The sequence below is a fragment of the Thiomonas intermedia genome (assembly GCF_002028405.1).
In the GTDB taxonomy this organism is placed as follows: domain Bacteria; phylum Pseudomonadota; class Gammaproteobacteria; order Burkholderiales; family Burkholderiaceae_C; genus Thiomonas; species Thiomonas intermedia.
On record NZ_CP020046.1, the window covers coordinates 2,313,109 to 2,339,415 of the forward strand.

The following is a 26,307-nucleotide window of genomic DNA, read 5'->3' on the forward strand; positions in this document are numbered from 1 at the left end:
ATCGGGCGCCGCCCCCGAATGCTACCCGTCGGCGCCCTGCGCGCCGGGTTTGGCGGCGGCTCAGCCCCTGGCGGGTGCCGAGGTGCGCGCGGGGTCGGCCCCGGCCTGGCCGTCTTCTTCGGGCCAGTCGCGGATATAGGCCTTGAGCATCTGGTTCTCGAAGTCCTGTTCGCGGACCACGGCCATGGCCACGTCGTGGAAGGAAATCACGCCCAGCAGCGCGTCATTCTGCATCACCGGGATGTAGCGGGTGCCGCTGTCGAGCATGGTGCGGCGCAGGGTGTCCAGGGTGGTTTCCGGGCCGCAGACTTCGTAGTGCGTGTCCATGCGCTCGGACACGATATGACCGCCCAAGGCTCCTTCGCCTTCGGCCACGGCCTCCATCACTTCGGCAAACGTGAGCAGGCCGACGAGCTTGCCGTGCTCCATGACCACCAGCGAGCCGATGTCATGTTGCGCCATGGTCTGCACCGCCTGCAGCAGGCTGGCCTGGGGCGGCACGGTGAAGAGCACATGGCCCTTCACCCGCAAAATGTCGCTGACTTTCATGGCGTTCTCCTCTGATTTTCAGTGGGTGAAATATAGTCAGTGCATCCCGCACTCACCAGAGGTCATTCCCGCAGGTCGGGTGCGCCTCGGTTCACCTCCGGAATCACGCCTCGTCATGTCTGCCCACCATCCCTCTTCGCTTCCCCTCATCTTGCTCCACGGGGCGGGGGGCGACGCCAGCGTCTGGGCGGCGCAGGCCGACTGGCTGACGGCGCGCGGCTGGCAGTGCCTGCCGCTGGAACTGCCCGCGCACGGCGCCACGCCGGCGCCGCCGCTCGGCAGCATCGAGCGCATGGCCGACTGGGTCTGGGCGCAGCTCGACGCCCGCCAGATCGGCCCGGTGGTGCTGGCGGGGCACAGCATGGGTTCGCTGATTGCGCTGCAGGCCGCCGGGCAGCGTCCCGGTCAGCTTCGGGGTCTGGCGCTGCTGGGCACGGCGTTTCCGATGCGCGTCTCGCCCCGGCTGCTGGCGCAGGCGGAGCAGGCCCCGGAGGAGGCGATCGCCAATGTGGTGCGGTGGTCGTACGCCCAGGCCGAGCCCCTCAGCCCCGCACCGGGATTCCAGTCGCCGCAGGCCTACCGCGAGTTGCTGCTGCGGCAGCAGACGCACTGGGCCGGGGGCAGCGTGCTGGCCACGGACCTGACGGCCTGCGATCGCTATTCGGGCGGTGACGCCGCCGCGCGCTCCTGGGGCGGCCCCACCCTGTTTCTGCTCGGCGAGCACGACCGCATGACGCCTGCAGCCCAGGCCGACGACCTGCGCGCCGCCTTGCCGCGCCACCGCACGGTGCTGCTCGACTGTGGTCACAACCTCATGGCGGAGGCGCCGCACGCCGTGGCCCATGCGCTGGCCGACTGGATGGAGCGCGAACTCGGCCTGGCCGGTTGAGGGCGCGGGGCGGCGGCGTCGTTCAGACGCACCCGTGCCGTGCCCCGCCAGACGGTCATCACCACCCGGCCGCTGCCGCGCACCACATACGCCTCGCCGTCGCGCAGGAACACATCCTCGGGCTGGCCTTCCTCGGTGAGCCAGAGGCAAGGGTCGCTGCAGGGCGATGCCGGGGCGCGCGCCGATTCGATCCGCAGGCTTTGCCCGGCGGCGCGCCGCAGCGACAGCGAGTCGCCGAGTTGCAAATCAATCCAGTCACGCTGGATGGACACTTCGGTATGCCGCATGATGCTCTCCGTTAGCATGTGAAAAAGGCATGAAATAAGCCGGGGTTGAAAGGGCGGTGAGTCGTTTTTCGGCCTTTCATGAAGAGGAAGTTTAGGCAACAAGCCCCCTTGGAAAAAGCGCAAATAGGGAAGGTTCATCATGCAAAAAAGCGATGATTCGGGCGCACGGCCGCCAGGCCCCGCCGCGCGTGCCATACCGCGCAGCCGTCAGATCGACGCGGGGCATCTGCGCGGATTCGAAGCCGCGGCGCGTCTCGGAGGCTTTACCGCCGCGGCGGACGCGCTGGCGCTGACCCAGTCGGCCCTCAGCCGTCAGATCCAGACGCTGGAGGCCCAGGTGGGCGTGCCGCTGTTCACCCGCGAGGGGCCGCGGGTGCGCCTGTCTCCCGCGGGCGAGCAGTTCGCCGCGGTGGTGCGGCAGGCGCTGCACCAGCTCGATACGGCGGTGGAAGGGCTGCGCGCCAGCCAGGGACGTCCCCGGGTGCAGATCACGACCTTTGCCTCGATGGCCAGCCAGTGGCTGATTCCCCGTCTGGGCGAATTCCAGGCCATCCATCCCGATATCGACATTGCCGTCGAAACCTTCGACAACCTCAGCGACCTGGAAAGCGGCGGGCTGGACCTCGCCATCCGCCGCCTGCGCAGCGACAACCCGCTGGCCCAGGCGCCCGGCACCACGTTTCTCTTCGGCGAGGAGATCACCCCGGTCTGCAGCCCGGCGCTGGCGCAGAGCGGCCGGGCGCCTACTGGCCTGGAAGATCTGCCCCGCTGCGTCTGGATCGACGACGTGCGGGCGCATGGCGCGCCGCCCATCGCCCGCGCCAATATGCAGGCCCTGTCCTGGGGCGGCTGGTATGCGGGGCTGGGCCTGCCGCAGCCCGAACCGCAACGCTGGCTGCGGTTCAACTACACCTATCAGGTCATCCAGGCCGCGGTGGCGGGGCAGGGTGTGGCGATGGGGCAGATCGGCCTCATCCGCGACCTGCTGGCGGCGGGCACCCTGATCGCCCCGGTGGGGCGGCGCGTCGATGCCGGCTATGGCTATTACCTGGCCACCCGCGCCGGATCGCCGCAGCGGCCCGAGGTCGCGGCCATGCTGGCCTGGCTGCAGCAGCAGTTCACCGCGTGGCGCGAGATCGATATCGGCGGCGGCTGACCTTTCCTGGCGCCGCCGCCAGGGCTCAATGGCCCGCGGGATGCAGGGGGTGGCGCAGGCGTTGGAGTGCGTGAAGCGAAAGGGCTTTGGCACCGTCGCGCCAGGTGCTGTCGCCCACCGGCTTGGGGTGCTTCAGCCCCAGACGGCGCAGCCGGGCATTGAACTGGTGCGCGGCGGTGTCGCGGTCGGAGTGGCGGGTGCGAAAGGTGAACGCCAGCGAGACCGAGAGGTTGGAATGCGTCCACACCCGGTGCGGCGCAATGAAGGGATGGTGCACCCCCAGACCCGGCCGCAGCGAGAAGTGCAGGGCGCGCTCTTCGAACTCGGGTCTGTAGGGCGGGCGGGCGCCCTCGTAGGCCAGCAGCCGGTCTTTCTGCGCCGGGTCCATGATGAACGGGTCGGACGGGTCCCAGAGATCGACGGTCTTCTCCCCGCGAATCTGCAGCAGAAAGTTCATCTCCCGGTCCATGTGATACGGCGTGACGGCGCCCTGCGCCGAGATGAACACATAGGTCGAATACCAGGTGATGTGCGGGTCGAGCGGGTGGGTGTGCGCGGCGAGTTCCGCCAGCAGGCCTTCGATGTGGGGCCGGTACAGCGCGTCCTGCTCGGGGTTGTTGAGACAGACATAACCGTGCAGGGGCTCGAAATGCGCCAGCAGGTGTTCGAGCGTCAGGCCGTCGCCGGCGCGGGCGAAGGACGCGTCGAAATCGGCATCGGGTGCGATGTCGCCGCGACGGAACTTCACCTGGCGCGCGGGCAGGCGGCGTGCCAGATCGAACAAGGCGTCGATGCCGAACATCGGGTGCTCGTTCAGGAGATGGTTCACCAGGAACGGGCGGCGGTTGTAATGCGCCTGCATCCGGCCGGCGTCGAACTGCAGCCAGTGCTCGGGGCTTTGTTGTCCGCGCTGCAGCAGGCGCGCGTACTGCTCGGAACCGACGTATTCACCCAGCATGTTGGGCTCCAGGGAGAGTTTGGGATCCTTTCACACGGCACCCACCGTGGATTCGTCCCATTTGTTCAGTTCAATTTACAAACGCCGGGGCAGGCTGTCCATACGGGAGATCGCGCGTGCCCTCGACTTGTGGGGTGGGCCGGGGCGGGAAGTCGTCTCGAAGCTCAACGAGCGCTCGATCAAGAGGCCGCGCCGTGCCGCAGTCGCCGCAAGGCCACGCGGGCCGGGTCGAGGGCATCGGCCAGATCGGTTTCGAGGGGCAGGGGCGTGCCTTCGAGCGTGGCGACCAGAAATTCGGCCAGCAGCGGTGCCAGGGTGAGCCCGCGCGATCCCAGGCCCGCGCACACGGCCAGACCGGGCAGCCGGGGCAGTTCGTGCAATTGCTTGCCCGCGGCACGCTGCGGCTTGGCCCGCAGCGGCGCAAGGTCGGCCAGGGGGCCGCAATAGGGCAGGCGGTCTGTGCTGGCGGCGCGGACGCCGGCGAAGTGGCGCAGGGCGCCGACATGGTCCGGCCGAGGGGGCGAGGTGGTGAGCGCGCTCAGGCCCGCGCGGTTGTGCTGCCAGGCCTGTTCGGGCGTGAGGGACTGATCGTCGGTCTCGAAGGTGGCGCCGATCAGCAGCCAGTCGTGATGGGCGTCGACCTGGGCGGCTGGATCGCCGGCGTCTTGCAGCAGGCGCGCCGCGGCTTCAGGCAGGCGCAGCACATAGCCGCTTCCCATCCACGGTTGGCTGAGATCCCGCAGCGCGGGCCACAACCGCGCGGGCAGCGCCTGCGCCTGACCGCGCAGGGCACGCAAGGGCAGCCAGTCGGGGCCCGGAATCAGGCCGCTGGCGGCGAGCAGATGAGGGGTTTGCAGGGCGGTCGCCAGCACGATCTGCGGGGCGCGGGCCAGGCTGTGCCCCGCAGCGTCGAGCACGTTCCAGGACGCGCCGTCGTGCCGCAACCGGGCCATCTGCACGCCGCAGCGCAGGGTGATCCGCGGCGACGCCAGCCAGGCCGCGCAGACCGCCTGATTGGCCAGGACGGCGCTGTCCACCTGCCATCCCGCTTCGGTCCATTGCGCCATCTCCGGGGGGAGTTGCACGGTGCGCCGCCAGTCCTGCATGCGCCGGGCTTCGGCGGCATCGGCCGGGGTGAGCGTGGCGGGGACGAACTGCGCGAGGTCAGCCGCATCGGGCGGCAGGGCGCGGCGCAAGGCGGCCATGCCGGCGCGGGTGAGGCGCGAGAGCAGGTTGTCGTCCGCCGAGGGCTGCAGGTGAGCCAGGCCCGCGGGCATGGCCGAGCCGCCGCGGGCCGGATGCGCGCCGGCTTCGAGGACGTCGACCGTCCAGCCGCTGCGCGCCAGGGCGTGGGCGCAGGCGGCGCCGGCAAGCCCGGCGCCGATGACCACGGCGTGCCGGGGCAGGGCGGCGGGCCAAGGCGTGGGCAGGGTGTGGCGGGTGCGTTTCCAGACCGGGTTGAACGTGGCCTGCAATCGTTGCTGCTTGCCGCCCCAGCCAGGCTGCAGGGCGAGCTCGAAACCGGCCTGGCTCAGTCCCTTTTGCACCGCATGGGCCACGGTGTAGCTGGCGGCGGGGGCGCCGGGCCGGGTCAACCGGGCCAGCGCGCGGAACAGTTCGGGCGTCCACAGGGCGGGGTTGCGCGCCGGGGCGAAGCCGTCGAGGTAGAGCGCGTCCGCCGCCAGCTTGAGCCGTGGCGCCAGATCGGTGGCGTCGCCGAAGGCCAGCAGCAGATGCACGCGGGCGTCGTCGAGCTCGATGCGGTGCAGGCCGCGCACGGGCGGGGGCCAATGCGCGGCGAGCTCGGCGGCGAGGGACTGCAGCTCGGGCGGCGCGTGTCGCAGCAGATCGGCGGCTCGCACCGGATGCAGCTCCAGACTGACGTAGTCGAGCCGCGCGCAGCGCACCGGGTCGGCGCGCCACGCCGCCCAGGTGGCCAGAAAATTCACCCCCAGGCCGAAGCCGGTTTCCAGGATGGTGAACTGATCGCGGCCGGCCCAGCGCGCGGGCGAGTCGAGCAGGCCGCAGCCCTGCAGATACACGGCGCGCGCCTGCCCGAGGGCACCGGCGCGGCTGGCGTAGACGTCGCCGTAGCGGGCGCTGGCAAGCTGGCCGCTGGCGTCGGGCGCGAGATCGGCTTCGTCCAGAAGCGGGCTGGAGGGCGGCTTCAAGCGGCGTGCAACAGGCGTTCAGTCGACCAGGGTGAGCGAGAGCGCGTCCAGGCCGTATAGGCCGTCTTCGGTCAGCACCAGATCCATGAGCTGGTCGTGGGGCTGCATGTCGAGCTGATGCAGCTCGCAACAGGCGTAGCTCAGGCCCACGGTGTAGACCTCTTCGCGGCCGGCGAGGTAGCGGTCGTAATAGCCGCCGCCGTAGCCCAGGCGCAGCCCGACGTCGGCGAAGCCCACGCAGGGCACGAGCAGGGTGGTGGGGCTGAGGGCGGCCTGGCCCGTCGGCTCGGCAATGCCGTAGGGGCCGGGCTGCAGCGGTTCGCCGGGCGCCCAGGCGATGAAGGTCATGGCCTTGGTCGCCTCTTGGACCCGGGGCAGGGCGAGGGTGCATTCGGGATGCGCGGCCCGCCACTTCGCCAGGGTGGGCAGCGGGTCGAATTCCCCGCGCGTGGCGCAGTAGGCGCCGAGCGTTTCGGGCTCCAGGGCGTCGAGCACCTGCAGCAGACGCTCGGCCAGTTCGGCGTCGCGTCGCTCCCGGTCGGTCAGCGCCTGGCGCCTGGTGATCAGTTCGCGTCGCAGATCGGCCCTCAAATGCTGAGGTTGTTCTGGGGACAATGGGTCGTACAGGGGCGGGTTCACGGTAAGCTGCGTCCTATGAGGATCGATGGGTTGTTGCCGCTTATTTTGCGCCGCTCCGGCAGCTTGGGGCTGGTCTTGGGTTTGAGTCTGTTGGCGCCGCTGGCGCGGGCGCAGGCGGCGCCCATCACCGCCAGCGGCGCGGCCCCTGCGGTGCAGGCCAGTGCGAGCGCGGCGCCGGTGGTCATGCCGGCGATGCCGGTCATTCCAGTCGATCAGGCGCAGCTGCTGCTCGCCGCGCAGAAGGCCGCGCAGCGGGGCGACCCGCAGCCCGCACTCGACGCCTTGCCGCAACTCAGGGGCACCCTGCTCGAACCCTGGGTGGCCTACTGGGCGATCAAGCCCACCCTCAACGAAGCCACGCAGCAGGACTTCGAGGCCTTCGCCCGCGCCCATCCGCACACCTATGTGCTCGACCGCCTGCGCAACGACTGGCTGCTCGAACTGGGCAAGCGCGAAGACTGGGCCGATTTCAACCGCGTGTATCCGCACTTCATCATGCGCGACGATCCGCAGGTGCAGTGCTATGACCTTCAGAGCCAGTACGTCACCGCGCATGCCGACGTGACGGCGCAGGTCTTCAAGCTGTGGATGGACCAGCGTTACGGCGGCGCCGGCTGCAACAGTGCGGCCACCGCCCTGCTGAAAGACGGCGCCATGCCGCGCGACATGCTGTGGCAGCGCATGCGGCGGTTCTACGACGACGGCCGTGCCAAGCAGGCGCGCGATCTGCTTGCGCCCTTCCTGCCCGCCGGCAGTTGGCGCATTCTGGCCCAGACCGATACCGATGCGGTGCGCTATGTCCTCGATGTGGTGCGCAGAGGGCCGTCGGCCGCCATCGCCAACGCCGATCAGCGTCAATACCTGATGCTGGCGTTGCTGAGCATGGCGCGGCAAGACCCGGGCCAGGCCGCGCGGCTGCTGCAGGACAACTTCTCCGCACTGCCCGCTCCAGACCGCGCCCAGCTCTGGGGTCGCATCGGTCTGTCCGCCGCGCTCAATCTGCAACCGGAAGCGGCCAGCTGGTTCGCCCGCATGGGTCAGGCCGACCCGACTTACCTGCCTTCGCCCACGGTGCTGGAGTGGCAGGCCCGCGCTGCCCTGCGGGTGCAGAACTGGGCCCTGGTGCGCAAGGCCACCCGCACCTTGATCGACCAGGGCGACCAAGACCCGGCCTGGCCCTACTGGCACGCCCGCGCGCTCGAAAAGCTGGGTCACCCCATCGAAGGCCGGGCGCTGCTGGCCGAGGTGGCCAACCCCTGGGATTTCTACGGCCAGCTCGCCACCGACGCGCTGGGCATGAAGATCAGCCTGCCGCCCTCGCTGCCGCCAGCGCCGCTGGCCGCCGTGGCGCAGCAGGCGTTGCGCCCGGGTTTGCAGCGCTCGCTGGCGCTGTTCAGCATCGACCTGCGCTTTGATGCGGTGCGCGAATGGAACTTCTCGCTGCGCGGGCTGGATGATCGCCAGATGCAGGCCGCCGCCGAGCTGGCCTGCCAGCAGCAGCTCTGGGATCGCTGCATCAACACCAGCGAACGGGTGAAGGGCGGGGTGGACATCGCCCAGCGCTACGCCATGCCGTATCGCGAGGCCATCGGCAACGCCTCCAGGGCCGAAGACGTGAACGAGGCCTTCCTCTACGGCCTGATCCGCCAGGAGTCGCGCTTCATCGCCAACATCAAGTCGTGGGTCGGTGCTTCGGGGCTGATGCAGCTCATGCCGGCGACCGCCAAACTGGTGGCCCGCAAGATCGGCCTTGCCGGTTACAGCCACGACCAGATCGCCGACGTGGGAGTGAATGTGCAACTCGGCAGCGCCTATCTGGGCGGCTTGCTGCAGCAGTTCAACGGCTCCGAGGCGCTGGCCGCCGCGGGTTACAACGCCGGGCCGGGGCGGCCCCTGCGCTGGCGCAATATGGGCCTGCCCGATCAGCCGCTGCTGCCCGGCGCCGTCTTTGCCGAGAACATCCCCATCGCCGAAACCCGCGACTACGTGAAGCGCGTGCTGGCCAATGCCACGGTGTACGCGGCCATCCTCAGCGGCAAGCCGCAGTCGCTCAAGGCGCGTCTGGGCGATGTCGGTTCGTCGGACGCCATGCTGGCCAGCAATCAACCCTGAGCCCGGCTTTGGTGCCATCTGAGCGGCCCCAGGGTCGGCTCGCCGACCCGCCCCCCGTGGGGGTCAAGGAAACTTGGGGCGGCCCGGCGTTTCCTTGAGAGCGGCCACGAAACAACATGGACTGAGGCGGCTTCTGGCACACTTGGCGTTGTCCCGATCTTCCAGGAACTCTCATGCAGCAGAACATTCTCGTCATCGGCGGCAGCGGCTTCATCGGCAGTCGTCTGGTCAATGCCCTGTCGCTGGCCAATCATTTCGTCACCGTGCCCACGCGCCGTCGGCAGCGCGCCCGGCATCTGGTGCAACTGCCCTTGGTCGACGTGGTCGAGACCGACGTGCACGACGATGCCAAGCTGGCCAAACTGGTTGCCGGGCGCGATGCGGTGGTCAACCTCGTGGGCATTCTGCACGGCAAGCGCGGGCAGCCCTATGGCGCCGATTTCGCCCGTGCCCATGTCGATCTGCCGCGCCGCATCGCCGCGGCCTGCGCCCGGCAGGGCGTGCGCCGTCTGGTGCACATGAGCGCGCTCGGCGCCGATCGTGACGGTCCTTCGATGTATCTGCGTTCCAAGGGTGCGGGCGAGGCCGCGATCCGTGCGCAGCAGGGCATCGACTTCACGCTCTTCCGGCCCTCGGTGGTGTTCGGTCCAGAAGATCAATTCCTCAATACCTTCGCCCAGTTGCAGCGCCTGTTTCCCATCGTGCCGCTGGCCGGGGCGAAAACACGCTTTGCTCCGGTGTGGGTGGGCGATGTGGTCACGGCCTTCGTCAACAGCCTGGTGGGGCCGCGGGCGCGCGACACCGTGGGCAAGACCTACGCGCTGTGTGGCCCCAAGGTCTACACCCTGGCCGAACTGGTGCGCCTGTGCGGCCACTACGCGCGGGTGGACGGGGGTTGCGGCCGTCCCGTCGTCGCCCTGCCCGACGCGCTGGGCCGTCTGCAGGCCGCGTTGCTGGAGCTGGCGCCCGGCGACCCCTTGATGAGCCGCGACAACCTCGACTCGATGAAGGTCGACAGCGTGTGCGGCGGCGATCTCCCGGGCTTTGCCGCCGAGCTGGGCGTGGCGCATCCCGAATCGGTCGAGGCCATGGCGCCGACCTATCTCGACCCGCGTCGGCAGGAGTCGGAATACGGCTCGATGCGCGCTACGGCGGGGCGCTGAACTTCTCATCCCGGCGACCATGCGGCGACTGCATGGTGGGCATGCGAAAAATCGGTTTGGCGACTGCAGGGCTCGGCGGGACAATGGACCGACAGAATCCCGGGAACCCTGTCCATGTTCATCCTGCATATCGGCAACAAGAATTACTCCTCCTGGTCCATGCGCCCCTGGGTGGCCATGACCGCCTTTGGCATTCCCTTTGAAGAGCGCCAGCACTGGCTGGACACGCCCGCGTTCGCCGCGCAAGTGCCACTGCTCTCGCCCGTGGCGCGCGTGCCTATTCTGGAAGACGGCGCGCTGCGCATCTGGGACACCCTGGCCATTGGCGAATACCTTGCCGAGCGGTTTCCGCAGCATGCCCTCTGGCCCAGGGATGCGGCGGCCCGCGCCCGGGCGCGCAGCCTGTGCGCCAGCATGCACAGCGGTTTCGCGGCGCTGCGCGAGCACATGGTGATGAATATCGAGGCCGATCTGCCGGGCCGCGGCTGGAACCCCGCCGTGCAGCGCGACATCGACCAGATTCTGCTCATGTGGCAGAGCGCCTTGCAGACCAGCGGCGGCCCCTTTCTGTTCGGTGCGTTCGGCGTGGCCGATGCGTTCTACGCCCCGGTCTGCATGCGGTTTCTCACCTACCGCCCCGAGCTGCCGGACTGGGCCTGGGCTTATGTGCAAGCCGTCGCCGACCATCCGGCGGTGGCCAGGTGGACCGGGCAGGCGCGCGCCGAGCATGTGTTCTTGCCGGCGGATGAACCCTACCGAAGCGAGCCCGATCGAACGGCTTGAAAAGGGCATCACGGTTGGGTCGGCGACGGGGTGAAAGGCTAGACTGCACCGCTTTGCGTCTTCGTCAGCCTCATGCTCAACGCCGCCCAGGAACGTGCCGTCGCCCATCTCTCCGGGCCTTGCCTCGTCATCGCCGGGGCGGGTAGCGGCAAGACGCGGGTGATCACGCACAAGATCGGGCGGCTGCTGCGCGCCGGGCTCGAGCCTGACCAGATCGCGGCGATCACTTTCACCAACAAGGCCGCGGCCGAAATGCGCGAGCGTGCGGCGCAACTGGTGGACAAGCGCGGCGTGGCCGGCAAGCTCGCCATCTCGACCTTCCACGCCCTGGGCGTGCGCATGTTGCGCGAAAGCGGCGAGGCGTTGGGGCTCAAGCCCAAGTTCTCCATCCTCGCCGCCGACGACGTCACCGGTCTGCTGCGCGATGCCGGGGCCACGACCGACAACGCCCAGGCCCGTCGCTGGCAGTGGACCATCAGCCTGTGGAAAAACGCCATGCTCACGCCCGAGGCAGCGGCGCGCGTGGCCGAGAACGACGACGAGCGCGTGGCCGCCAAGGTCTACGCGCGTTATGCCGACATGCTCCAGGCCTATCAGGCCGTCGATTTCGACGATCTGATCTGGCTGCCCGTCACCCTGCTGCAGCAGCACGCCGAGGTGCGCGAGCACTGGCAGAGCAAGCTGCGCTATCTGCTGGTGGACGAATACCAGGACACCAACGCCGCGCAGTACGACCTGCTGCGCCTGCTGGTCGGCGACAAAGGCCGCTTCACCGCGGTGGGCGACGACGACCAGAGCATCTACGGCTGGCGCGGCGCCACGCTCGACAATCTGCGCCGCCTGGAGACCGACTGGCCCGCGCTCGAAGTCATCAAGCTGGAACAGAACTACCGCTCGACCAATGCCATTCTGCGGGCGGCCAACGCCATCATCCAGAGCAACCCCAAGCTCTACCCCAAGAGCCTGTGGAGCGAGCATGGCGAGGGCGAGGCGGTGGAGGTGCGCGCCGCGCAGAACGAAGACGAAGAGGCGCAGATGGTGGTCGCGCGCATCCAGGCGCTGCGCAGCGGCCGCAATGCCGAGTTGGCGCACATCGCCGTGCTCTACCGCGCCAATCACCAGTCGCGCCCGCTGGAGCAGGCGCTGCGCCGCGCCAACATCCCCTACGTCGTCAGCGGTGGGCAGAGTTTTTTCGACCGTGCCGAGATCAAGGACGTCTGCGCCTATCTGCGGCTGCTGGCCAATTCCGACGACGATCCCGCCTTTCTGCGCGCCGTCACCACGCCGCGCCGGGGCATCGGGCCGCAAACCCTGGCGGCGCTGAGCACCTTCGCCGGGCAATGGAAGATCTCGCTGTTCGAGGCGCTGTTCCGCGATTCGATGCCCGCCGCAGTGGGCGCGCGACCCGCCGATCATCTGCGCGAGTTCGGGCGTCTGCTGCACGACATCGAGTGGCGTGCCCGCACCGCGCCGGCCGGTGAGCTGCTGCGCGAGATGCTCGAGACCATCGGCTTTCGCGCCTGGCTGGAAGAGCACAGCGACAACCCGCGCGAGGCCGAGCAGCGCTGGAAGAACGTCGACGACTTCTGCGGCTGGATCGAGCGCAAGGCTGAAGAAGACAAGGTCGGCCTCACCCAGATCGCCCAGACCATTTCGCTCATCACCCAGTTGCAGGAGCGCGGCGACCAGCGCGACGCCGTGACCCTGTGCACCCTGCACGCCGCCAAGGGGCTGGAGTGGCCGCATGTGGTGCTGGCCGGATGCGAGGAGGGGCTGCTGCCCTTCTTCACCGAGGAGCGGCCGCTGTCGGCAACGGCGCTGGAGGAAGAGCGGCGCCTGATGTATGTGGGCGTGACCCGTGCGCGCCAGACCCTGGTGCTGAGCTGGTGCAGCAAGCGCAAGCAGGGCCGCGGCGCAGCGGGACGCACGCCCAGCCGCTTCATCGGCGAAATGCAGACCGGTCAGCCCAAGGTCAGCAACAAGGAGGCCGCCATGGCCCGCATCGCCGCCTTGCGCAGCCGCCTGGACGCGGCGGTGGAAGAGGTGTCAGTGCCGGGCGACGCCAAGACCTGAGCTTCGACCGCATGCCTTGCCTCGCACCTCCGCCTTGCATCCCTCCCCGCCTGGGGGCAACGCGGGTGCAGAAGCGGCGTTAACAGGCCCTTGACCCCACTCGGTGCATTGCCCTAGCCGAAACATGTCGAATCGGCTATGTTCCAAAAATCGAACGGGCGTGCTTTTTCCCGTTGCGCTGCATTCAAAACAACGCAGGAGACAGTTCATGGAGCGGATCTGGCTGGCGAACTATCCCGCAGGCGTGCCTGCGGATATCGACCCGGAAATTTTTTCCAATGTGGACGCGCTCATGACGCGCAGCTTCAAGGCCTACGCCGAGCGCCCGGCCTATGCCTTCATGGGGCACAAGACCAGCTACGCGCAGTGGGATGCGCAAAGCACCGCACTGGCCGCCTATTTCCAGTCGCTCGGGCTCAAGCAGGGCGACCGCGTGGCGCTGATGATGCCCAATGTGCCGCAATACCCGGCGGCGGTTGCCGCCGTCTTGCGCGCCGGTTTGGTGGTGGTCAATGTCAACCCGCTCTACACCCCGCGCGAACTCGAACACCAGCTCAAGGACAGCGGCGCTCTGGCCATCGTCATTCTGGAGAACTTCGCCCACACCCTGCAGCAGGTCATCGCGCGCACGTCGGTGCGGCATGTGGTGGTGGCGAACATGGGCGAAACGCTGGGCTTTCCGCTGGGGCCCATCGTCAACTATGTGGTGCGGCACAAGAAAAAGCTCGTGCCAGCCTGGTCGCTGCCCGGCCATGTGTCGTGGAAGGCGGCGCTCAGAAAAGGGGCGGAACTGTCCTTCAGCCGACCGCAAGTCAGTGCGGACGACGTGGCCCTGCTGCAGTACACCGGCGGCACCACCGGCGTGGCCAAGGGCGCCACGCTGACGCACCGCAACATCGTCGCCAACATCCTGCAGTCGGCGGCCTGGTATGGCCCGGCCCTGGGCAAGCTGCCCGAGGGCAAGCAGCTGGGCACCATCTGCGCGTTGCCGCTCTATCACATCTTCGCCTTCACCGTCATCATGATGCTCAGCGCCTATGAGGGCGGCATGATGATCCTCATCCCCAATCCGCGCGACCTTCCGGGCACGCTCAAGGAGCTGGCGAAGTACGAAGTGCATTCCTTCCCCGCGGTGAACACCCTGTTCAACGGCCTGCTCAATCACCCGGATTTCGACAAGGTGAACTGGCGCACGCTGATGCTCAGCGTGGGCGGCGGCATGGCGGTGCAGGAGGCCGTGGCCCGGCGCTGGCTGGAGCGCACCGGCTGCCCGATCTGCGAGGGCTACGGCCTGTCGGAGACGTCGCCGTCGGCGATCTGCAACCCGACCGACACCGACCGCTACAGCGGCACCATCGGCATGCCGATTCCGTCCACCGAACTGCAACTGGTGGACGACAGCGGCCGCGAGGTGGCGCCGGGCCTGCCTGGCGAGATTGCGCTGCGTGGACCGCAGGTCATGCGCGGCTACTGGAACCGTCCCGAAGAGACCGCGGCAACCTTTACCTCCGAGGGTTTTCTGCGCACGGGCGACATCGGCGAGGTCGATGACCGGGGCTTCGTGAAGATCATCGACCGCAAGAAGGACATGATTCTGGTATCGGGCTTCAACGTCTATCCCAACGAGGTCGAGGGCGTCGCCGTCATGCACCCCGGCGTGCTCGAAGCCGCCGCCATCGGCGTGCCCGACGCGAATTCGGGCGAGGCGGTGAAGCTGTTCGTGGTGAAGAAAGATCCCGGGCTGACTGAAGCGCAACTGCGCGACTTCCTGCACGAGCAGCTCACCGGCTACAAGCGGCCACGCTACATCGAATTCCGCGGCGACCTGCCCAAGACGCCCGTGGGCAAAATCCTGCGGCGCGAGCTCCGGTCCTGACAACAGGCCCTAGTCGGCCCTGGGTTCCCGCAGATCGTGCAGCAGGTTCAGCGCCTGCTGCACGTTGAGCGCGCGCGAGAACACCCAGCCCTGAATCATCGGGCAGCCGGCGCGTTCCAGCCAGAGCAGGTCGGCCAGTGTCTCCACGCCTTCGGCCACGACTTCCAGGTTCAGCGTTTTGGCCATGGTGAGCGTGGCCCGGGCGATGGCCGCCTTGAAACGGTCGGCGCTCACCCCGGCGGCGATGGCGCGGTCGAGCTTGATTTGCGAGACCGGCAGGCGGGTGAGGTAGCCCAGATTGGAGTAGCCCGCGCCGAAATCGTCGAGCGCGAGCTGCACGCCCATGCTCTGAAACGCATCGAGCACGGCGAGCAGGTCGGGGTTGTGTTCGATCTCCACGTTTTCGGTGAGTTCGAGCACCAGCCTCTCCGCTGGAATGCCGTAACCCGCTGCCGCCTCCGTCATGCAGGACACACAGGCGTTGACATGCAACTGGCGCGGCGACACGTTGTACGCCATCGTGCCCTCGAAGCCCTGCTCCTTGCGTAGCCGGGCGAAGCCCTCCAGCGCGACCGACATCATCACCGGACCGAAGCTGTCGAGCAGTCCGCTGTCGGTGAGGATGGAGATGAACTCGTCGGGCTGCACGCGCTCGCCGTTGCCGCGCGTCCACCGGGCCAGGGCTTCGAAGCCGGTGATCCGATAGGCGCTGCGCAGGGTTTCGAGACTGGCCGACTCGTCGTGCAGCAGCACGCTCTGCAGCCGCGACCAGATGGGCTGGAAATGGACCTCGAAACGGTGATGGGCGATGGCTGCGCGCAACTCCTCTTCAAGCTGCAGACGCCGCTCGATGCGCAACTGCAGCGCCACCGAGAACGACTCCACGCGATTGCGGCCCAGCATCTTCGATTCGTGCAGCGCCGCGTCGGCGCGGCCCACCAGCTCGGCGGTGCTGTGGCCATGCTGCGGAAACACCGCCACGCCGATGCTGGTGCTGAACTGCAGGGTGCGTCCGCCGTGCTCGATGGGCTCGCTGAGCTTGTCCTGCACCACGGCAGCGATGCGCATGGCTTCGGCCGCGTCGTGCGCGTCCCGCGCCAGAATGAGGAACTCGTCGCCGCCGAACCGGGCGGCCGTGTTGTTGGGGCGGGCGAGCTGCACCAGGCGCTTGGCCGTCTCGATCAGGGTCTGGTCGCCCACGGCGTGGCCCAGGGCATCGTTGATCAGCTTGAAACGGTCGAGGCCGATGAACAGCACCGCAAAGCACTGCCCCGGCGGGGTCACGGCGATGGCGTCTTCGACGTGCTTCTCAAACAGGGTGCGGTTGGCCAGGCCGGTGAGCGTGTCGCGGTAGGCCGCGAGTTCGAGCTTCTCCTCGGCCTGATGCGCCTGGGTGACGTCGCGCACCACGCCGCGATAGCCCTGAAACAGACCGAGATGATCGATGATCGGCGCGGCATCGACACGCCACCACAGCAGCGCGGCGTCTTTCTCCAGCCGGAACGGCACGACCAGATCGCGTACCTCCTGGTGCTCTTCCATGAGAAAGCGCAGCTGCGCCCACTCAGGCGAGAACTCCTGTCCCGGGTAGAGCGCGGCCAGGCTGGCACCGACCAGGTTCAGGCTGGCCAGCGGCGACTCTTCGGAGCGTCTCGAACTGCGTGAGATGTAGGTCAGCACGCCTTCGGGGTCCGACTCCCAGAACCATTCGTTCGACAGCTCGGCCAGCATGCGGAAGCGGCTTTCGCTGCGGTTCAGCCGGGTCTGCGTCTGCCGCAGTTCGGTGATGTCCCAGGTCAGGCCGAAGATGCGCGTGGCCACGCCGTCGGTGCCCCGTTCGCGCACCATGCCGTGGTTCATCGTCGTCACCATCTGGCCGTCGGCGCGGATGAAGCGCGTCTCCACCGTCTGCACGAAACCGTCGGGCGCGCTGATGCGCGCGATGGCCTGCTCCAGTGCCGGCAGATCGGCCGGCACCACATGCCCCATCCACTCGGGAATGGTGAACGTCTTGGGCTCATGCCGGTGCGCTTCGTCGAGCCAGTTCTGCTCGGCGTGAAGTTGCCCGGTCTGCAGGTCGAGTTCCCAGATGGTCAGCCCGGGGCTGGTGCGCAGCAGGTCGAGCGAGGAGTCGCCGGCATGCAGGCGCGTGGTGTCCTGCATGAAGCAGAAGTACCCCGGAACGACGCCATGTTCATCGACGGGAAAGGGCACCAGCCGCACCTGCAGCCAGGCGCCGCCATGGCGGCCCGAGAGGTGGGACTGGCGCTCGTATTGCGTGATCTGGCCACGCAGCACCGAGGCGACCTGCGGGGCGATGGACTGCATCGCCGCTGCGGACACCATCTGCTCCAAGGGCTGACCGCGCAAGGCCTCGGCCGACTGGCCCAGCCAGTTCGCATAGGCGGTGTTGCAATACAAAAGTCGGCTCTGAGCGTCGAAGCAGGCCGCCATCAAGGGCAAATGCTCCGCCCACCGTGCGATGTCCTGGCACCAGGATTCAGCCTTCAGGGGTGGTATGTCGAACGCCATTCGCCGGAATGTCTTCGCGGAAAGATCAAAAGTTGACCGGCTGATGGTTCGACAGGGCGATCATCAGCGTCTTTCATATCAGCAGGCACGGATTTGTAAAGTCTAAAGCAAGCCACGCCTTTGCGGACGTATTGCGCACGATCGCACAAAAAAGTGTCAATTTTTGAAACACTTGAAAAACAGCCTCGATGAAAGTTGGACAATTTCAAGCGCAGCCTCCCCCATTCGGGAGGGCATGATTTGATCTAGACCAGAAAACCATCGGAGGGGATATGAACAACGGAATGTGGCGTTACCGACACGCGGCCGCGCTGGGCCTGGTGGCCTTGCTGGCGGGGTGTGGGGGGGGAGGGGGCGGAGGGGGCGGAGGGGGGGCGCCGACGCCGCCCTCCAATAATCAGTCTCAATGCACCCTGTTCTATGGTTTGTCAGGGAGGGTTTTGGACGGCTCGGGAGCTGGGGTTTCTGGTGTCTACGTCACCGCGACGAATGCGCTCACGCAGCAGGTTTGTTCAACATCCACTAACCCAACAGGAAGCGATGGCAGTTATGTCCTGCCAATTGGTAGCTGCGGAAATGCGACATCGGTGACCGTGAGTGCGCCGTTAAACAATACAACCGTCTCGAACAATTGGAGTTCGTGCCAACCCGTGAATGGAGTGAACCTGACACCGAGTACGACCTCGGGTGTCGCCGCTTACCAAGGGACCTGGTCGGCGACCTACTCTTCCAAATTACAGACTGGCGGAGATTCCGGTAGTTGTTCGGTCGTAGTGAATGCGGATGGTGTGATCGACCCAGCACAGAATGCGAACAACTGCACATCCAGCATCTCAGGTCAATTCACCCTGACGGGTGCGCTGAATGATCAGGGGCAGTTTGCTGGGACGACCAGTTCCGGCGCGTCCTACATTGGGCAATTCGACGCGACCAGCAAGTCGGCAAATGGCACATGGCAGAACAGCGGCAATACGGACAACGGGCCATGGCAAGCCTCATTGCCGTGAGCACAGATTGACTTGAATGGAAACAGGCCGCCCCGCGCGGCCTGTTTCCATTTTGCTGCTGCCTTTTACACTGCCCTCCATGTCTTCTTCTTTCGCCCATCCTCCCGGCCAGGCCTATGTGGTGGGCGGCGCGGTGCGTGATGCCTTGCTGGGGCGGCCGCATGGCGACCGCGACTGGGTGGTGGTGGGGGCGACGCCGCAGCAGATGATCGAGGTCGGCTTCGTGCCGGTGGGGCGCGACTTTCCGGTGTTTCTGCATCCGCTCACCCACGAGGAGTACGCCCTGGCGCGCACCGAGCGCAAGACGGCGCCGGGCTATCGGGGCTTTGTCGTGCACGCGGCGCCCGAGGTCACGCTGGAGGAGGACCTGCTGCGCCGCGATCTGACGATCAATGCCATGGCGCGGTCTGCCGAGGGTGCGCTCATCGACCCTTACGGCGGCCAGCGCGATCTGCAGGCACGGGTGTTGCGGCATGTGTCGCCCGCGTTTGCGGAAGATCCGGTGCGCATTCTGCGGCTGGCGCGGTTCGCGGCGCGGTTCGGCGATTTTTCGGTCGCGCCTGAAACCCTGGACCTGATGCGTCACATGGTGGAAGCGGGCGAGGTGGATGCGCTGGTGCCCGAGCGGGTGTGGCAGGAACTGGCGCGCGGTCTGATGGAGCCGCAGCCGCAGCGCCTGTTCGCCGTGCTGCGCGAATGCGGCGCGCTGGCGCGGCTGCTGCCGGAAGTGGACCGTCTGTGGGGCGTGCCGCAGCGGGCCGATTACCACCCCGAGATCGACACTGGCGTGCACGTCATGATGGTGCTGCAGGCCGCCGTTGCGCTCGATGCGCCGCTGGCCGTGCGCTGGGCCTGCCTGATGCACGATCTGGGCAAAGGCACGACGCCCGCAGACGTGTTGCCGCGCCACATCGGCCACGAGCAGCGCAGCGTGGCGCTGGCGGCTGCGGTGGCGCGAAGGCTGCGGGTGCCGACCGACTGCGCCGAGCTGGCCGCCCTGGTGGCCGCCGAGCACGGCAATATTCACCGCTGCCTGGGCTTCGGTGCCGAGGCCACGCTGCGCCTGCTGCAGCGCTGCGATGCGCTGCGGCGCCCTGAGCGGTTCGCCCAGGCGCTGCAGGCCTGCGAGGCCGATCACCGCGGGCGTGGCGGCGACTTCCCGCAGCAGCCCTATCCCCAGCGTGCGCGGCTGCTGGCGGCGCTGGCGGCGGCGCAGGGCGTGGACGCGGGGGTGATCGCCCAGCGGGTCACGCAGTCCGGCGGCAAGCCCGCGGCCATCGCGCAGGCGCTGCAGGTTGCCCGAGAGCAGGCACTGACGCGCGCGCTGGAACTCAGGGAGGAAGGCTGATGCGTGCGCGGCATCGACTCGGCGCACTGCTGTTCTGCGTCGCCCTAGGGGGCGTGTTGGGGGCAGGTGCAGCCCAGGCGGCGCCCGCGAACCGGCTGGCCCTCTCGCACGATCCCTACCTGCTGGAACACGCCCACGATCCGGTGGACTGGTACCCGTGGGGACCGCAGGCCCTGGAGAAGGCGCGGCGCGAGAACAAGCCCATCTATCTCTCCATCGGCTACTCCGCCTGCTACTGGTGTCATGTGGCGCAGCGCGAGCTGTATCGCGACCCGCGTATCGCCGCGCTGATGAACCGCTGGTTCGTCAACGTTCTGGTTGACCGTGAGCAGCGGCCCGACATCGACCACATCTACATGCTGGCGCGGCAGATCATGACGCGCGACAGCGGTTGGCCGAACAACGTTTTTCTCACCCCCGATCTGCAGCCGTTCTACATCGGCAGCTACTTCCCGCCCAAGACCACGGCGCAGCAGACGGGCTTTCCCATCCTGCTCGCCACGCTGCACAAGAACTGGACCGAGCATCCGGCCGAGGTCAAGCGCATCGCCGCCCAGATCGCCCAGGCGATGCAGGCCGCGGCCGTGGCTGGGGAAGCCTCGGCGCCCATCGATGCGGCTGGATGGACGCAGACCGCGCAGGCCGAGGCCCTGCAGCGCTTCGATGCCCTCGACGGCGGTTTTGCCCCGGCCACCACGGCCGCGCGCTTTCCGCAGCCGCCGCTGCTGGCATGGCTGCTGACCCGCGGCGCCGCGGGCCATCCGAAGGACACGCAGGCCGCCGTGTTCACCCTGCAGGCCATGTCGCAGGGCGGGCTGATGGATCAGCTCGGCGGCGGCTTTCGCCGCTACGCCGTCGATCCCGGCTGGTCGGTGCCGCATTTCGAGATGATGCTGGCGGACAACGCCCAGCTGCTCTCGGTCTATGCGCGGGCCTACGCGCAGACCCGTCTGCCCGACCTGCGCTGGACCGCGCAGCGCACCGCCGACTTTCTGCTGCGCGAACTGCGCCTGCCCCAGGGCGTGTTCGCCACGTCCATCGCCGCCGAAACCGGCGGGGTGGAGGGCGCCACCGATCTGTGGACCAAGGCCCAGATTGGCGCCGTGCTCGGCAAGGCGCAGACCGCGTCGTGGTTCGCGCTTTACGACCTGACGCCGCTGCATGCCGGCGCGCAAGAAGGCGTGCTGCGCCAGCGGCGCGACGTGGCCGAGCGTTTGCTGCGCGAAGGGCAGTTGGCCGCGCGCCTGCAACAACTGGCGCCGTCGCGCCGCGCCCTGCTTGCCGCGCGTAACCGGCGGCCGCAGCCGCGGCGCGACGACAAGATCGTCATCGCCGACAACGCCCTGGCCATCCGCGCGCTGGCCCAGGCCGGCATGGCGCTGGACGACCGCGAGCTGATCGCTGCCGCGGTGCGCGCGGCCGACTGGACCTGGCAGCACGCCTGGAACCCGCGCCAGCGTCTGCTGGTGCATCAATGGGTGGGCCGCCACCCAGGCCATCCGGGCTTTCTCGACGACTACGCCGAACTCGCTCGGGCCTATCTCACCCTCGCCAGCGTGCAGCCCGATGCACGGTGGAGCCAGCGCGCCGGCGATCTGGCCGCAGCCATGCTGACGCGCTTCGCCGCGCCAGACGGCAGCCTGCGTTCGGCTCCCACATCCGATGCCCTGCCGTTCCCCACGCCCTTGCAGGGCGATGTGCACCGACCCTCCGGCCAGAGCGCGGCCCTGGCCGTGCTGGTCGATCTCGCCCAGCGCACCGGACAGGCGCATGGGGCCGAGGCCGCGCGCCGCGCACTGCGCCCCATGGCGCTGCAGGTCTCGGCCCGTCCGCTGGACTGGCCCGATCTGCTGCAGACGCTGGACAGCGCCGCCGGGCGCGCGGTCTGGCCGTCGTCGCCAGCCGCGCGGCTGGCGCGGCCTGCCGACTGCGCCGGTCTGCCGCAAGGCGCCTGCTCGTCCGATCGGGTCAGCGTGCAGTGGCTGGGCGGTGCAACCGGAGGCCAAGGCGAGACCTTGCAGTTGCGCATCGCGCCCGGTTTCCACATCAACGCCCACCCCGCTTCGGCACCGAATCTGATCGCCACGACCGTGCTGGCGGGCGGGCGGGCGCTGGCCGGGGTGCGCTACCCGCCGCCGCAGTCGTTCCGTCCCGCCTTCGCGCCGCAGGGCATCGCGGTGTGGGAGGGGCAGCCGAGGCTGGAACTGCCTACGCTCACGCCTGCCCAACGCGACACCCTGGCGCTGCGGGTGCAGGCCTGCAACGCCACGACCTGTCTGGCGCCGAGCGTGCTGCCGATTTCAACCTCCCCACCCCAGCCCTCCCCACGCGTGGGGAGGGAGTAAACACGTCACGGTGTGGGTGGGGAGGCGCTTACGCGGACTGCGCGCAGCGTTGTCTCCTCCTCCCCTACCCTGTGCGGGAGGGGCAAGCCGGAGGTCGCGCGCAGCGCCGTTCTCACCTCCCCCACATCGTGGGGGAGGGCGGGAGGGGGAATCAGCCCATCAGCCGCGGCGTCCCTGTTTTTTGCAGGCGGTCGTCAAGCTCGCCCAGGGTGGCGTTGATGCCGTTGGCCTGGGCTTCGATGGCGCTGCGCAGTTCGCGGTCGAGCTGATCGACGCGGGACAGCAGCGCTTGCTGGTCAGCGCTGTGCAGCTGACGCAATTCGTCGAAACGCGAGGCCTCGGCCTTGTCGGCCAGTTCACGCTGTGCCTTGAGTTCCTTGGCCACGCGGCGCGATTCACCCATCATGCCGGCCTGCAGCACGACGATGTAGACCAGGAAGACGGCCGCCAGCGCCACGATCAGCGCGAGCATGATCAGCCCCAGCGGCGCCCTCGCCGAGGCGAAGCCCAGCGACAGATCGGTGGGCGCCATCAACACGCCCCAGTTCAGTACGGAAAAGAGGGCGATGAGCACCATTACCAGAATGACCAGGCCGCTGCGCAGATTCATGTTCGCTCCTTCTCGTTGGTTGTGTTCGCTACAGTTTAGGGAATCACACGCCCCACGGCACGACCCTTGCTAGATGGGGTGACCCCCTCTACCGGAGACTTCAATGAGCACCCGCATTCCCGCCACCCTGATCGCCGGAGACGGCATCGGCCCCGAGATCATGGACGCCACCCTGGCCGCACTCGACGCGCTTGAGGCGCCCTTCGAGTGGGACTCGCAGGTCGCCGGCCTGGGCGGGGTGAAGACGGCGGGCGACCCGCTGCCCGCGGCCACGCTGGCCAGCATCCGCACCACGCGGCTGGCGCTCAAGGGGCCGCTGGAAACGCCCTCGGGCGGCGGCTATCGCTCCAGCAACGTCCGCCTGCGCGAGGCGTTCAAGTTGTACGCCAATATGCGGCCCACCAAGACCCTGATCCCTGGCGGGCGCTATGACGATGTCGATCTGCTGGTGTTCCGGGAGAATGTGGAAGGCCTGTACATGGGCTACGAGCACTACATCCCGATCGACGGCGATCCGCACGCCGTGGCCATCGCCACCGGGGTGAACACGCGCCAGGGCGCGCGCAACATCCTCGACTACACCTTCCGCACCGCCATCGCCCTGGGGCGCAAGAAGGTCACGGTGGTGCACAAGGCCAACATCATGAAGGCGCTCACCGGCATCTTCCTGGAAACGGCCTACATGCTGCACAAGGAGAAGTACGCCGATCAGATCGAGCTCAATGATGTGATCGTCGACGCCTGCTGCATGAAGCTGGTCATCAACCCGTGGCAGTTCGACACCCTGGTGACGACCAATCTGTTCGGCGACATTCTGTCGGATCTGGCCGCCGGTCTGGTGGGCGGGCTGGGCATGGCGCCCGGTGCCAACATTGGCGAAGACGCGGCCATTTTCGAGGCGGTGCACGGCTCGGCCCCCGACATCGCGGGCAAGGGCATCGCCAATCCCATTGCGCTGATGCTGGCGGCCGCCCTCATGCTCGACCACGTCGATCTGCACGACAAGGCCGGCCGCCTGCGCCAGGCCATCTCCGACACCCTGAATGTCGACAAGATCCGCACCGGCGATCTGGGCGGGCGGGCCAATACCAAGGCCTTCACGGACGCGATCATCAGCCGCATCAACAACGGCTGAGGCGCGCTCACAGTCCGGTGAACCGGCTGACGACGCGGAAATACAGCCCGCGCGGCAGCAGGCGCAGCAGTTTGAGCCACAGGGTGAAGCGGCGCGGGAAGTGGATGTCGAAGCGCCCCGCCTCCAGTCCGGCCAGGATGGCGTCAGCCGCCTGCTCGGGGCTGATGAGCGCGGGCATGGCAAACGTGTTCTGCGCCGTCAGCGGGGTTTCGACGAAGCCCGGATTGATCACATGCACCCCGACGCCCTGCGGATGCAGATCGAGATAGAGCGTTTCGGCAAGGTTGATCAGCGCCGCCTTGGTCGGGCCGTAGGCGAGCGCCTGCGGCAATCCGCCCAGGCCGGCCACGCTGCTGACGAGGGCGATATGGCCCGAGCGCTGGGCGTTGAAGACCGGCAGCGCCGCATCCAGCGCGTGCAGCGCACCGCGGTAGTTCACGTCGTCGTGCTGCAAGGCCGCGGCTAGGTCGAAGGCGGCGGCGCGCATGGGCCGGTAGGTGCCTGCGCAATACAGCAGCAGGTCGAGACCGCCCCAGGCGTGCTGCAGGGTCTGCATGGCGGCGTGCAGCGCCGGCGCATCGGTCACGTCCAGGGGAAGGGCCAGGGCGCCCTCGATGTGCTGCAAGGCCTGGGCATTGCGTGCCGACACGGCCACCCGGGCGCCGCGCCGCAGCAGCGCATCGGCGCAAGCGCGGCCGATGCCGGTGGACGCGCCGATCACCCACACGCGGCGGCCCTTCCAGCCGTCGATGCGCGGGTTCAGACTCATGGCTTGTGGAAGGACAGGAACACGCTGCCCACCTTGAAGCCGAACTTGGTGATGACCGAATGGTTGAGCAGCACATGGTCGTCCATCAGGTACATCCAGTCGTCGAGCTGCACGTGATAGATCGTGCCATCGACCGGCAGCGCCAGGGTGTAGTGCCAGTTCAGCGCGTTGCCCGCCGCGCGGCCGATGGCCTCGCCGATCACATCGCCCGCGGTACCGACGTAGCGCTTCTCGCCGTCTTTCTCCGGCAGCTCGCGGAGGGTCCAGATGCGCTCCTGCTTGGCGCCGTCGTGGTAGACGAAGTGCTCGTCGAGCGTGCCCACGTCGCCCTTCCACGAGGCGTCGATGGTGACGTGAAAACGCCGCGTCATCTTGCCCGAGCGGTCGAACACGATGCCCACCGCCGTGAGCCGTCCGTTGAAATACTGCTTGAGATCGAGCGCGGGCGTCTGCCCGCGGTAGGCCAGCGGCGTGACATTGGCGCAGCCCGACAGCAGGCTGATGCCCAGAACGGCGGCCAGCAGCCAGCCACGGCGGAAGGACAGCCAGGAACGCAAAGCAAAAAAGGACGACATGGGACCACTCTCCATTCAGGAAGCCAAGGGAGCCGCGCCTGACCGTGCACGCACAAAAAAGTGCCAGAGCAGACCGGCGGAAGCAAGTTTGAGCATCGAGGGCAGCAGGCAGTACGCCACCACCAGCGGCGGCAGCGTGCCGGTTTCAATCGTGCCCGGCCGGTAGCCGAACAGCGCCAGCAGCGGCAGGGCCAGCCCCGCAGCCAGTGCGAGATTGAGCTTGGTCGCAAAGTTCCACAACCCGAAGTAACTGCCTTCGAGGCGGTTGCCGTGGCCGCCCTCGCGTATGACCCCGGCCAGCAGGGCCGGCGGCATCACCAGATCGGGGCCGAGCGCCGCGCCCGACAGCACCACCACCACCGCATAGCCCCAGCGATCACCCGGCTGCAGCAGCGCGGCCCAGACGAAGGCGGTCACCGCCAGCGCCATGCCGACCAGCCAGCAGCGTGCCGCGCCAAAGCGCCGCACCGCGCGCAGCCAGGCCGGCACCAGCAGGCCGGCCGCGGCGAAATAGGCGAACAGATAGACCCCAGCGAGCACCGCCGCGTCGAGCCGGTCGCGGATGAAGAACAGCACCAGCGTGGCCGGAATCGCCGCCGCGATGCCACTGGTGACGAAAACGGCGAGCAGGGCCACGAAGCGCCGGTTGTGCAGCGGCTCCAGCAGCGTGCGCCAGTGCAGCACGGACCTGGCCGCGTGGTGCGGCGCGGGTTCGGGCGCGCGCCACATCAGCGCGAGTCCGGCCAACAGGGCGAAGGCGAACACGACGACCAGCGCCCTGGCGCCCCCCAGTTGGGGCACCAGGGCCGCCAGCAGCACCCCGGCCAGCCCCAGACCCTCGCGCCAGGCCACGGTGCGGGCCAGTTGTGCCTCGTCAGCGCCCAGCGTGGCTCCCCAGGCCTGGTGCACGATGGACGCCGCGCTGAAGCCCAGATAGGTGAGCAACAGTGCGCCGACGAACGCCAGCGTGAACGCGCCGCTTTCATCGCCGAAGGGCAGCAGCGCGGGCAAGGCGAACAGCGCGGCAAAGCCGATGAACATCAGCACGCAGGCGGCGATCAGCGCGGGTTTGGCCTGGCCGCGCCGCAGCAGATGATCGGCCAGCCGTCCCAGCCAGGGGTCGAACAGCGCGTCGGCAAAGCGGGTGATCAGCAGCACCGCCCCGAGGTAGCCCAGCGGCACCGCGTAGCGCGTGGCGTAATGCTCCGGCAGATACACATAAAGCGGCAGGGCGACGAAGGCGAACGCCAGACTGGGAGCCCCGTAGCGCAATAGCGCGAGCGAGCCCGTGCTCGGGGCAGTCCGGCACTCTCTCATGGTGCGTTCAGGG

General features: G+C 68.2%; 22 protein-coding genes. 11 read left to right on the forward strand and 11 right to left on the reverse strand.

Annotated elements, in window-relative coordinates:
* Positions 1-60: 60 nt before the first annotated feature.
* On the reverse strand, positions 61-549 hold the full coding sequence (locus tag BVH73_RS10810; RefSeq protein ID WP_079418565.1) for a CBS domain-containing protein: 489 nt from the start codon (positions 547-549) through the stop codon (positions 61-63).
* Positions 550-664: 115 nt separating this feature from the next.
* On the opposite strand from BVH73_RS10810, the gene BVH73_RS10815 reads away from it, so the two are divergent.
* On the forward strand, positions 665-1,438 hold the full coding sequence (locus BVH73_RS10815; protein ID WP_079418567.1) for an alpha/beta fold hydrolase: 774 nt from the start codon (positions 665-667) through the stop codon (positions 1,436-1,438).
* Here the strand turns inward: BVH73_RS10815 and BVH73_RS10820 are convergent.
* Positions 1,354-1,725 carry a DUF2917 domain-containing protein gene (locus tag BVH73_RS10820; protein ID WP_079418569.1) on the reverse strand — a complete coding sequence of 124 codons (372 nt, stop codon included), beginning with the start codon at positions 1,723-1,725 and terminating at the stop codon, positions 1,354-1,356. The two genes, BVH73_RS10815 and BVH73_RS10820, sit on opposite strands and share 85 nt — an antisense overlap.
* Before the next feature lie 139 nt (positions 1,726-1,864).
* Here BVH73_RS10820 and BVH73_RS10825 point away from each other — a divergent pair, with 139 nt between their 5' ends.
* Complete coding sequence (locus BVH73_RS10825; RefSeq protein WP_079418571.1) at positions 1,865-2,881, forward strand: LysR substrate-binding domain-containing protein; 1,017 nt, start codon at positions 1,865-1,867, stop codon at positions 2,879-2,881.
* A gap of 25 nt (positions 2,882-2,906) precedes the next feature.
* Here the strand turns inward: BVH73_RS10825 and BVH73_RS10830 are convergent, their stop codons facing one another.
* The 4 genes from BVH73_RS10830 to BVH73_RS16095 form a co-directional block, all read right to left on the reverse strand.
* The gene (locus BVH73_RS10830; RefSeq protein WP_079418573.1) at positions 2,907-3,839 is read right to left on the reverse strand and encodes a cupin domain-containing protein; all 933 of its coding nucleotides are present in this window, start codon (positions 3,837-3,839) and stop codon (positions 2,907-2,909) included.
* Between the two features lie 179 nt (positions 3,840-4,018).
* Entirely contained in the window at positions 4,019-6,010 is a 1,992-nt protein-coding gene (gene mnmC, locus BVH73_RS10835; protein ID WP_079418574.1) for a bifunctional tRNA (5-methylaminomethyl-2-thiouridine)(34)-methyltransferase MnmC2/FAD-dependent 5-carboxymethylaminomethyl-2-thiouridine(34) oxidoreductase MnmC1, read from the reverse strand.
* Positions 6,011-6,028: 18 nt separating this feature from the next.
* Positions 6,029-6,649 (reverse strand): 5-formyltetrahydrofolate cyclo-ligase, encoded by a 621-nt coding sequence (locus BVH73_RS10840; protein ID WP_079418576.1) that lies wholly within the window; start codon positions 6,647-6,649, stop codon positions 6,029-6,031.
* Complete coding sequence (locus BVH73_RS16095; protein WP_245800320.1) at positions 6,646-6,852, reverse strand: hypothetical protein; 207 nt, start codon at positions 6,850-6,852, stop codon at positions 6,646-6,648. Before BVH73_RS16095 ends, BVH73_RS10840 begins: the two co-directional genes overlap by 4 nt.
* Here BVH73_RS16095 and BVH73_RS10845 point away from each other — a divergent pair.
* The 5 genes from BVH73_RS10845 to BVH73_RS10865 all read left to right on the forward strand — a co-directional run bounded on the left by BVH73_RS10845 (position 6,842) and on the right by BVH73_RS10865 (position 14,656).
* Complete coding sequence (locus BVH73_RS10845; RefSeq protein ID WP_245800321.1) at positions 6,842-8,761, forward strand: lytic transglycosylase domain-containing protein; 1,920 nt, start codon at positions 6,842-6,844, stop codon at positions 8,759-8,761. The two genes, BVH73_RS16095 and BVH73_RS10845, sit on opposite strands and share 11 nt — an antisense overlap.
* A gap of 173 nt (positions 8,762-8,934) precedes the next feature.
* Entirely contained in the window at positions 8,935-9,924 is a 990-nt protein-coding gene (locus tag BVH73_RS10850; protein WP_079418578.1) for a complex I NDUFA9 subunit family protein, read from the forward strand.
* Positions 9,925-10,038: 114 nt separating this feature from the next.
* Entirely contained in the window at positions 10,039-10,707 is a 669-nt protein-coding gene (locus BVH73_RS10855) for a glutathione S-transferase family protein (protein WP_079418580.1), read from the forward strand.
* Positions 10,708-10,779: 72 nt separating this feature from the next.
* Complete coding sequence (locus BVH73_RS10860; RefSeq protein ID WP_079418582.1) at positions 10,780-12,780, forward strand: ATP-dependent helicase; 2,001 nt, start codon at positions 10,780-10,782, stop codon at positions 12,778-12,780.
* A gap of 208 nt (positions 12,781-12,988) precedes the next feature.
* A complete protein-coding gene (locus BVH73_RS10865) occupies positions 12,989-14,656 on the forward strand; it encodes a long-chain-fatty-acid--CoA ligase (RefSeq protein ID WP_079418584.1) in 1,668 nt (555 codons plus the stop codon).
* Between the two features lie 9 nt (positions 14,657-14,665).
* On the opposite strand, the gene BVH73_RS10870 is transcribed toward BVH73_RS10865, so the two are convergent.
* Positions 14,666-17,110: a sensor domain-containing protein gene (locus tag BVH73_RS10870; protein ID WP_245800322.1), complete on the reverse strand. Its 2,445-nt coding sequence runs from the start codon at positions 17,108-17,110 to the stop codon at positions 14,666-14,668.
* Positions 17,111-17,847: 737 nt separating this feature from the next.
* On the opposite strand from BVH73_RS10870, the gene BVH73_RS15820 reads away from it, so the two are divergent.
* From BVH73_RS15820 to BVH73_RS10880, 3 genes are all read left to right on the forward strand, one after another.
* A complete protein-coding gene (locus tag BVH73_RS15820) occupies positions 17,848-18,195 on the forward strand; it encodes a hypothetical protein (RefSeq protein ID WP_154048475.1) in 348 nt (115 codons plus the stop codon).
* A gap of 79 nt (positions 18,196-18,274) precedes the next feature.
* The gene (locus tag BVH73_RS10875) at positions 18,275-19,543 is read left to right on the forward strand and encodes a multifunctional CCA addition/repair protein (protein ID WP_079420544.1); all 1,269 of its coding nucleotides are present in this window, start codon (positions 18,275-18,277) and stop codon (positions 19,541-19,543) included.
* The gene (locus tag BVH73_RS10880; RefSeq protein ID WP_079418588.1) at positions 19,543-21,888 is read left to right on the forward strand and encodes a thioredoxin domain-containing protein; all 2,346 of its coding nucleotides are present in this window, start codon (positions 19,543-19,545) and stop codon (positions 21,886-21,888) included. The genes BVH73_RS10875 and BVH73_RS10880 overlap by 1 nt, the downstream gene beginning before the upstream one ends.
* 151 nt (positions 21,889-22,039) lie before the next feature.
* Here BVH73_RS10880 and BVH73_RS10885 read toward each other — a convergent pair whose 3' ends face one another.
* Positions 22,040-22,498 (reverse strand): Signal transduction histidine kinase, encoded by a 459-nt coding sequence (locus tag BVH73_RS10885; protein ID WP_079418590.1) that lies wholly within the window; start codon positions 22,496-22,498, stop codon positions 22,040-22,042.
* A gap of 103 nt (positions 22,499-22,601) precedes the next feature.
* Between BVH73_RS10885 and BVH73_RS10890 the strand changes: the two genes are divergently transcribed.
* A complete protein-coding gene (locus BVH73_RS10890) occupies positions 22,602-23,633 on the forward strand; it encodes an isocitrate/isopropylmalate dehydrogenase family protein (RefSeq protein WP_079418592.1) in 1,032 nt (343 codons plus the stop codon).
* Between the two features lie 7 nt (positions 23,634-23,640).
* Here the strand turns inward: BVH73_RS10890 and BVH73_RS10895 are convergent, their stop codons facing one another.
* The 3 genes from BVH73_RS10895 to BVH73_RS10905 are packed head-to-tail and all read right to left on the reverse strand — an operon-like array spanning position 23,641 to position 26,294.
* Positions 23,641-24,402: an SDR family NAD(P)-dependent oxidoreductase gene (locus BVH73_RS10895; protein ID WP_079418594.1), complete on the reverse strand. Its 762-nt coding sequence runs from the start codon at positions 24,400-24,402 to the stop codon at positions 23,641-23,643.
* Positions 24,399-24,977 carry a DUF3833 domain-containing protein gene (locus BVH73_RS10900; RefSeq protein ID WP_079418596.1) on the reverse strand — a complete coding sequence of 193 codons (579 nt, stop codon included), beginning with the start codon at positions 24,975-24,977 and terminating at the stop codon, positions 24,399-24,401. The genes BVH73_RS10895 and BVH73_RS10900 overlap by 4 nt, the downstream gene beginning before the upstream one ends.
* A gap of 15 nt (positions 24,978-24,992) precedes the next feature.
* A complete protein-coding gene (locus BVH73_RS10905) occupies positions 24,993-26,294 on the reverse strand; it encodes an MFS transporter (protein ID WP_079418598.1) in 1,302 nt (433 codons plus the stop codon).
* Positions 26,295-26,307: the final 13 nt, after the last annotated feature.

What these genes read in the sequence shown, in the direction of transcription:
- BVH73_RS10860 (WP_079418582.1), top strand. Translation starts at nt 10,780, where the DNA reads ATGCTCAACGCCGCCCAGGAACGTGCCGTCGCCCATCTCTCCGGGCCT.
- BVH73_RS10870 (WP_245800322.1), bottom strand. Translation starts at nt 17,110, where the DNA reads ATGGCGGCCTGCTTCGACGCTCAGAGCCGACTTTTGTATTGCAACACC.
- BVH73_RS10855 (WP_079418580.1), top strand. Translation starts at nt 10,039, where the DNA reads ATGTTCATCCTGCATATCGGCAACAAGAATTACTCCTCCTGGTCCATG.
- BVH73_RS10815 (WP_079418567.1), top strand. Translation starts at nt 665, where the DNA reads ATGTCTGCCCACCATCCCTCTTCGCTTCCCCTCATCTTGCTCCACGGG.
- BVH73_RS10900 (WP_079418596.1), bottom strand. Translation starts at nt 24,977, where the DNA reads ATGTCGTCCTTTTTTGCTTTGCGTTCCTGGCTGTCCTTCCGCCGTGGC.
- BVH73_RS10865 (WP_079418584.1), top strand. Translation starts at nt 12,989, where the DNA reads ATGGAGCGGATCTGGCTGGCGAACTATCCCGCAGGCGTGCCTGCGGAT.
- BVH73_RS10830 (WP_079418573.1), bottom strand. Translation starts at nt 3,839, where the DNA reads ATGCTGGGTGAATACGTCGGTTCCGAGCAGTACGCGCGCCTGCTGCAG.
- BVH73_RS10810 (WP_079418565.1), bottom strand. Translation starts at nt 549, where the DNA reads ATGAAAGTCAGCGACATTTTGCGGGTGAAGGGCCATGTGCTCTTCACC.
- BVH73_RS16095 (WP_245800320.1), bottom strand. Translation starts at nt 6,852, where the DNA reads ATGACCGGCATCGCCGGCATGACCACCGGCGCCGCGCTCGCACTGGCC.
- BVH73_RS10895 (WP_079418594.1), bottom strand. Translation starts at nt 24,402, where the DNA reads ATGAGTCTGAACCCGCGCATCGACGGCTGGAAGGGCCGCCGCGTGTGG.
- BVH73_RS10850 (WP_079418578.1), top strand. Translation starts at nt 8,935, where the DNA reads ATGCAGCAGAACATTCTCGTCATCGGCGGCAGCGGCTTCATCGGCAGT.
- BVH73_RS10825 (WP_079418571.1), top strand. Translation starts at nt 1,865, where the DNA reads ATGCAAAAAAGCGATGATTCGGGCGCACGGCCGCCAGGCCCCGCCGCG.
- BVH73_RS10905 (WP_079418598.1), bottom strand. Translation starts at nt 26,294, where the DNA reads ATGAGAGAGTGCCGGACTGCCCCGAGCACGGGCTCGCTCGCGCTATTG.
- BVH73_RS10820 (WP_079418569.1), bottom strand. Translation starts at nt 1,725, where the DNA reads ATGCGGCATACCGAAGTGTCCATCCAGCGTGACTGGATTGATTTGCAA.
- BVH73_RS10890 (WP_079418592.1), top strand. Translation starts at nt 22,602, where the DNA reads ATGAGCACCCGCATTCCCGCCACCCTGATCGCCGGAGACGGCATCGGC.
- BVH73_RS10885 (WP_079418590.1), bottom strand. Translation starts at nt 22,498, where the DNA reads ATGAATCTGCGCAGCGGCCTGGTCATTCTGGTAATGGTGCTCATCGCC.
- BVH73_RS10845 (WP_245800321.1), top strand. Translation starts at nt 6,842, where the DNA reads ATGCCGGTCATTCCAGTCGATCAGGCGCAGCTGCTGCTCGCCGCGCAG.
- BVH73_RS10880 (WP_079418588.1), top strand. Translation starts at nt 19,543, where the DNA reads ATGCGTGCGCGGCATCGACTCGGCGCACTGCTGTTCTGCGTCGCCCTA.
- BVH73_RS10875 (WP_079420544.1), top strand. Translation starts at nt 18,275, where the DNA reads ATGTCTTCTTCTTTCGCCCATCCTCCCGGCCAGGCCTATGTGGTGGGC.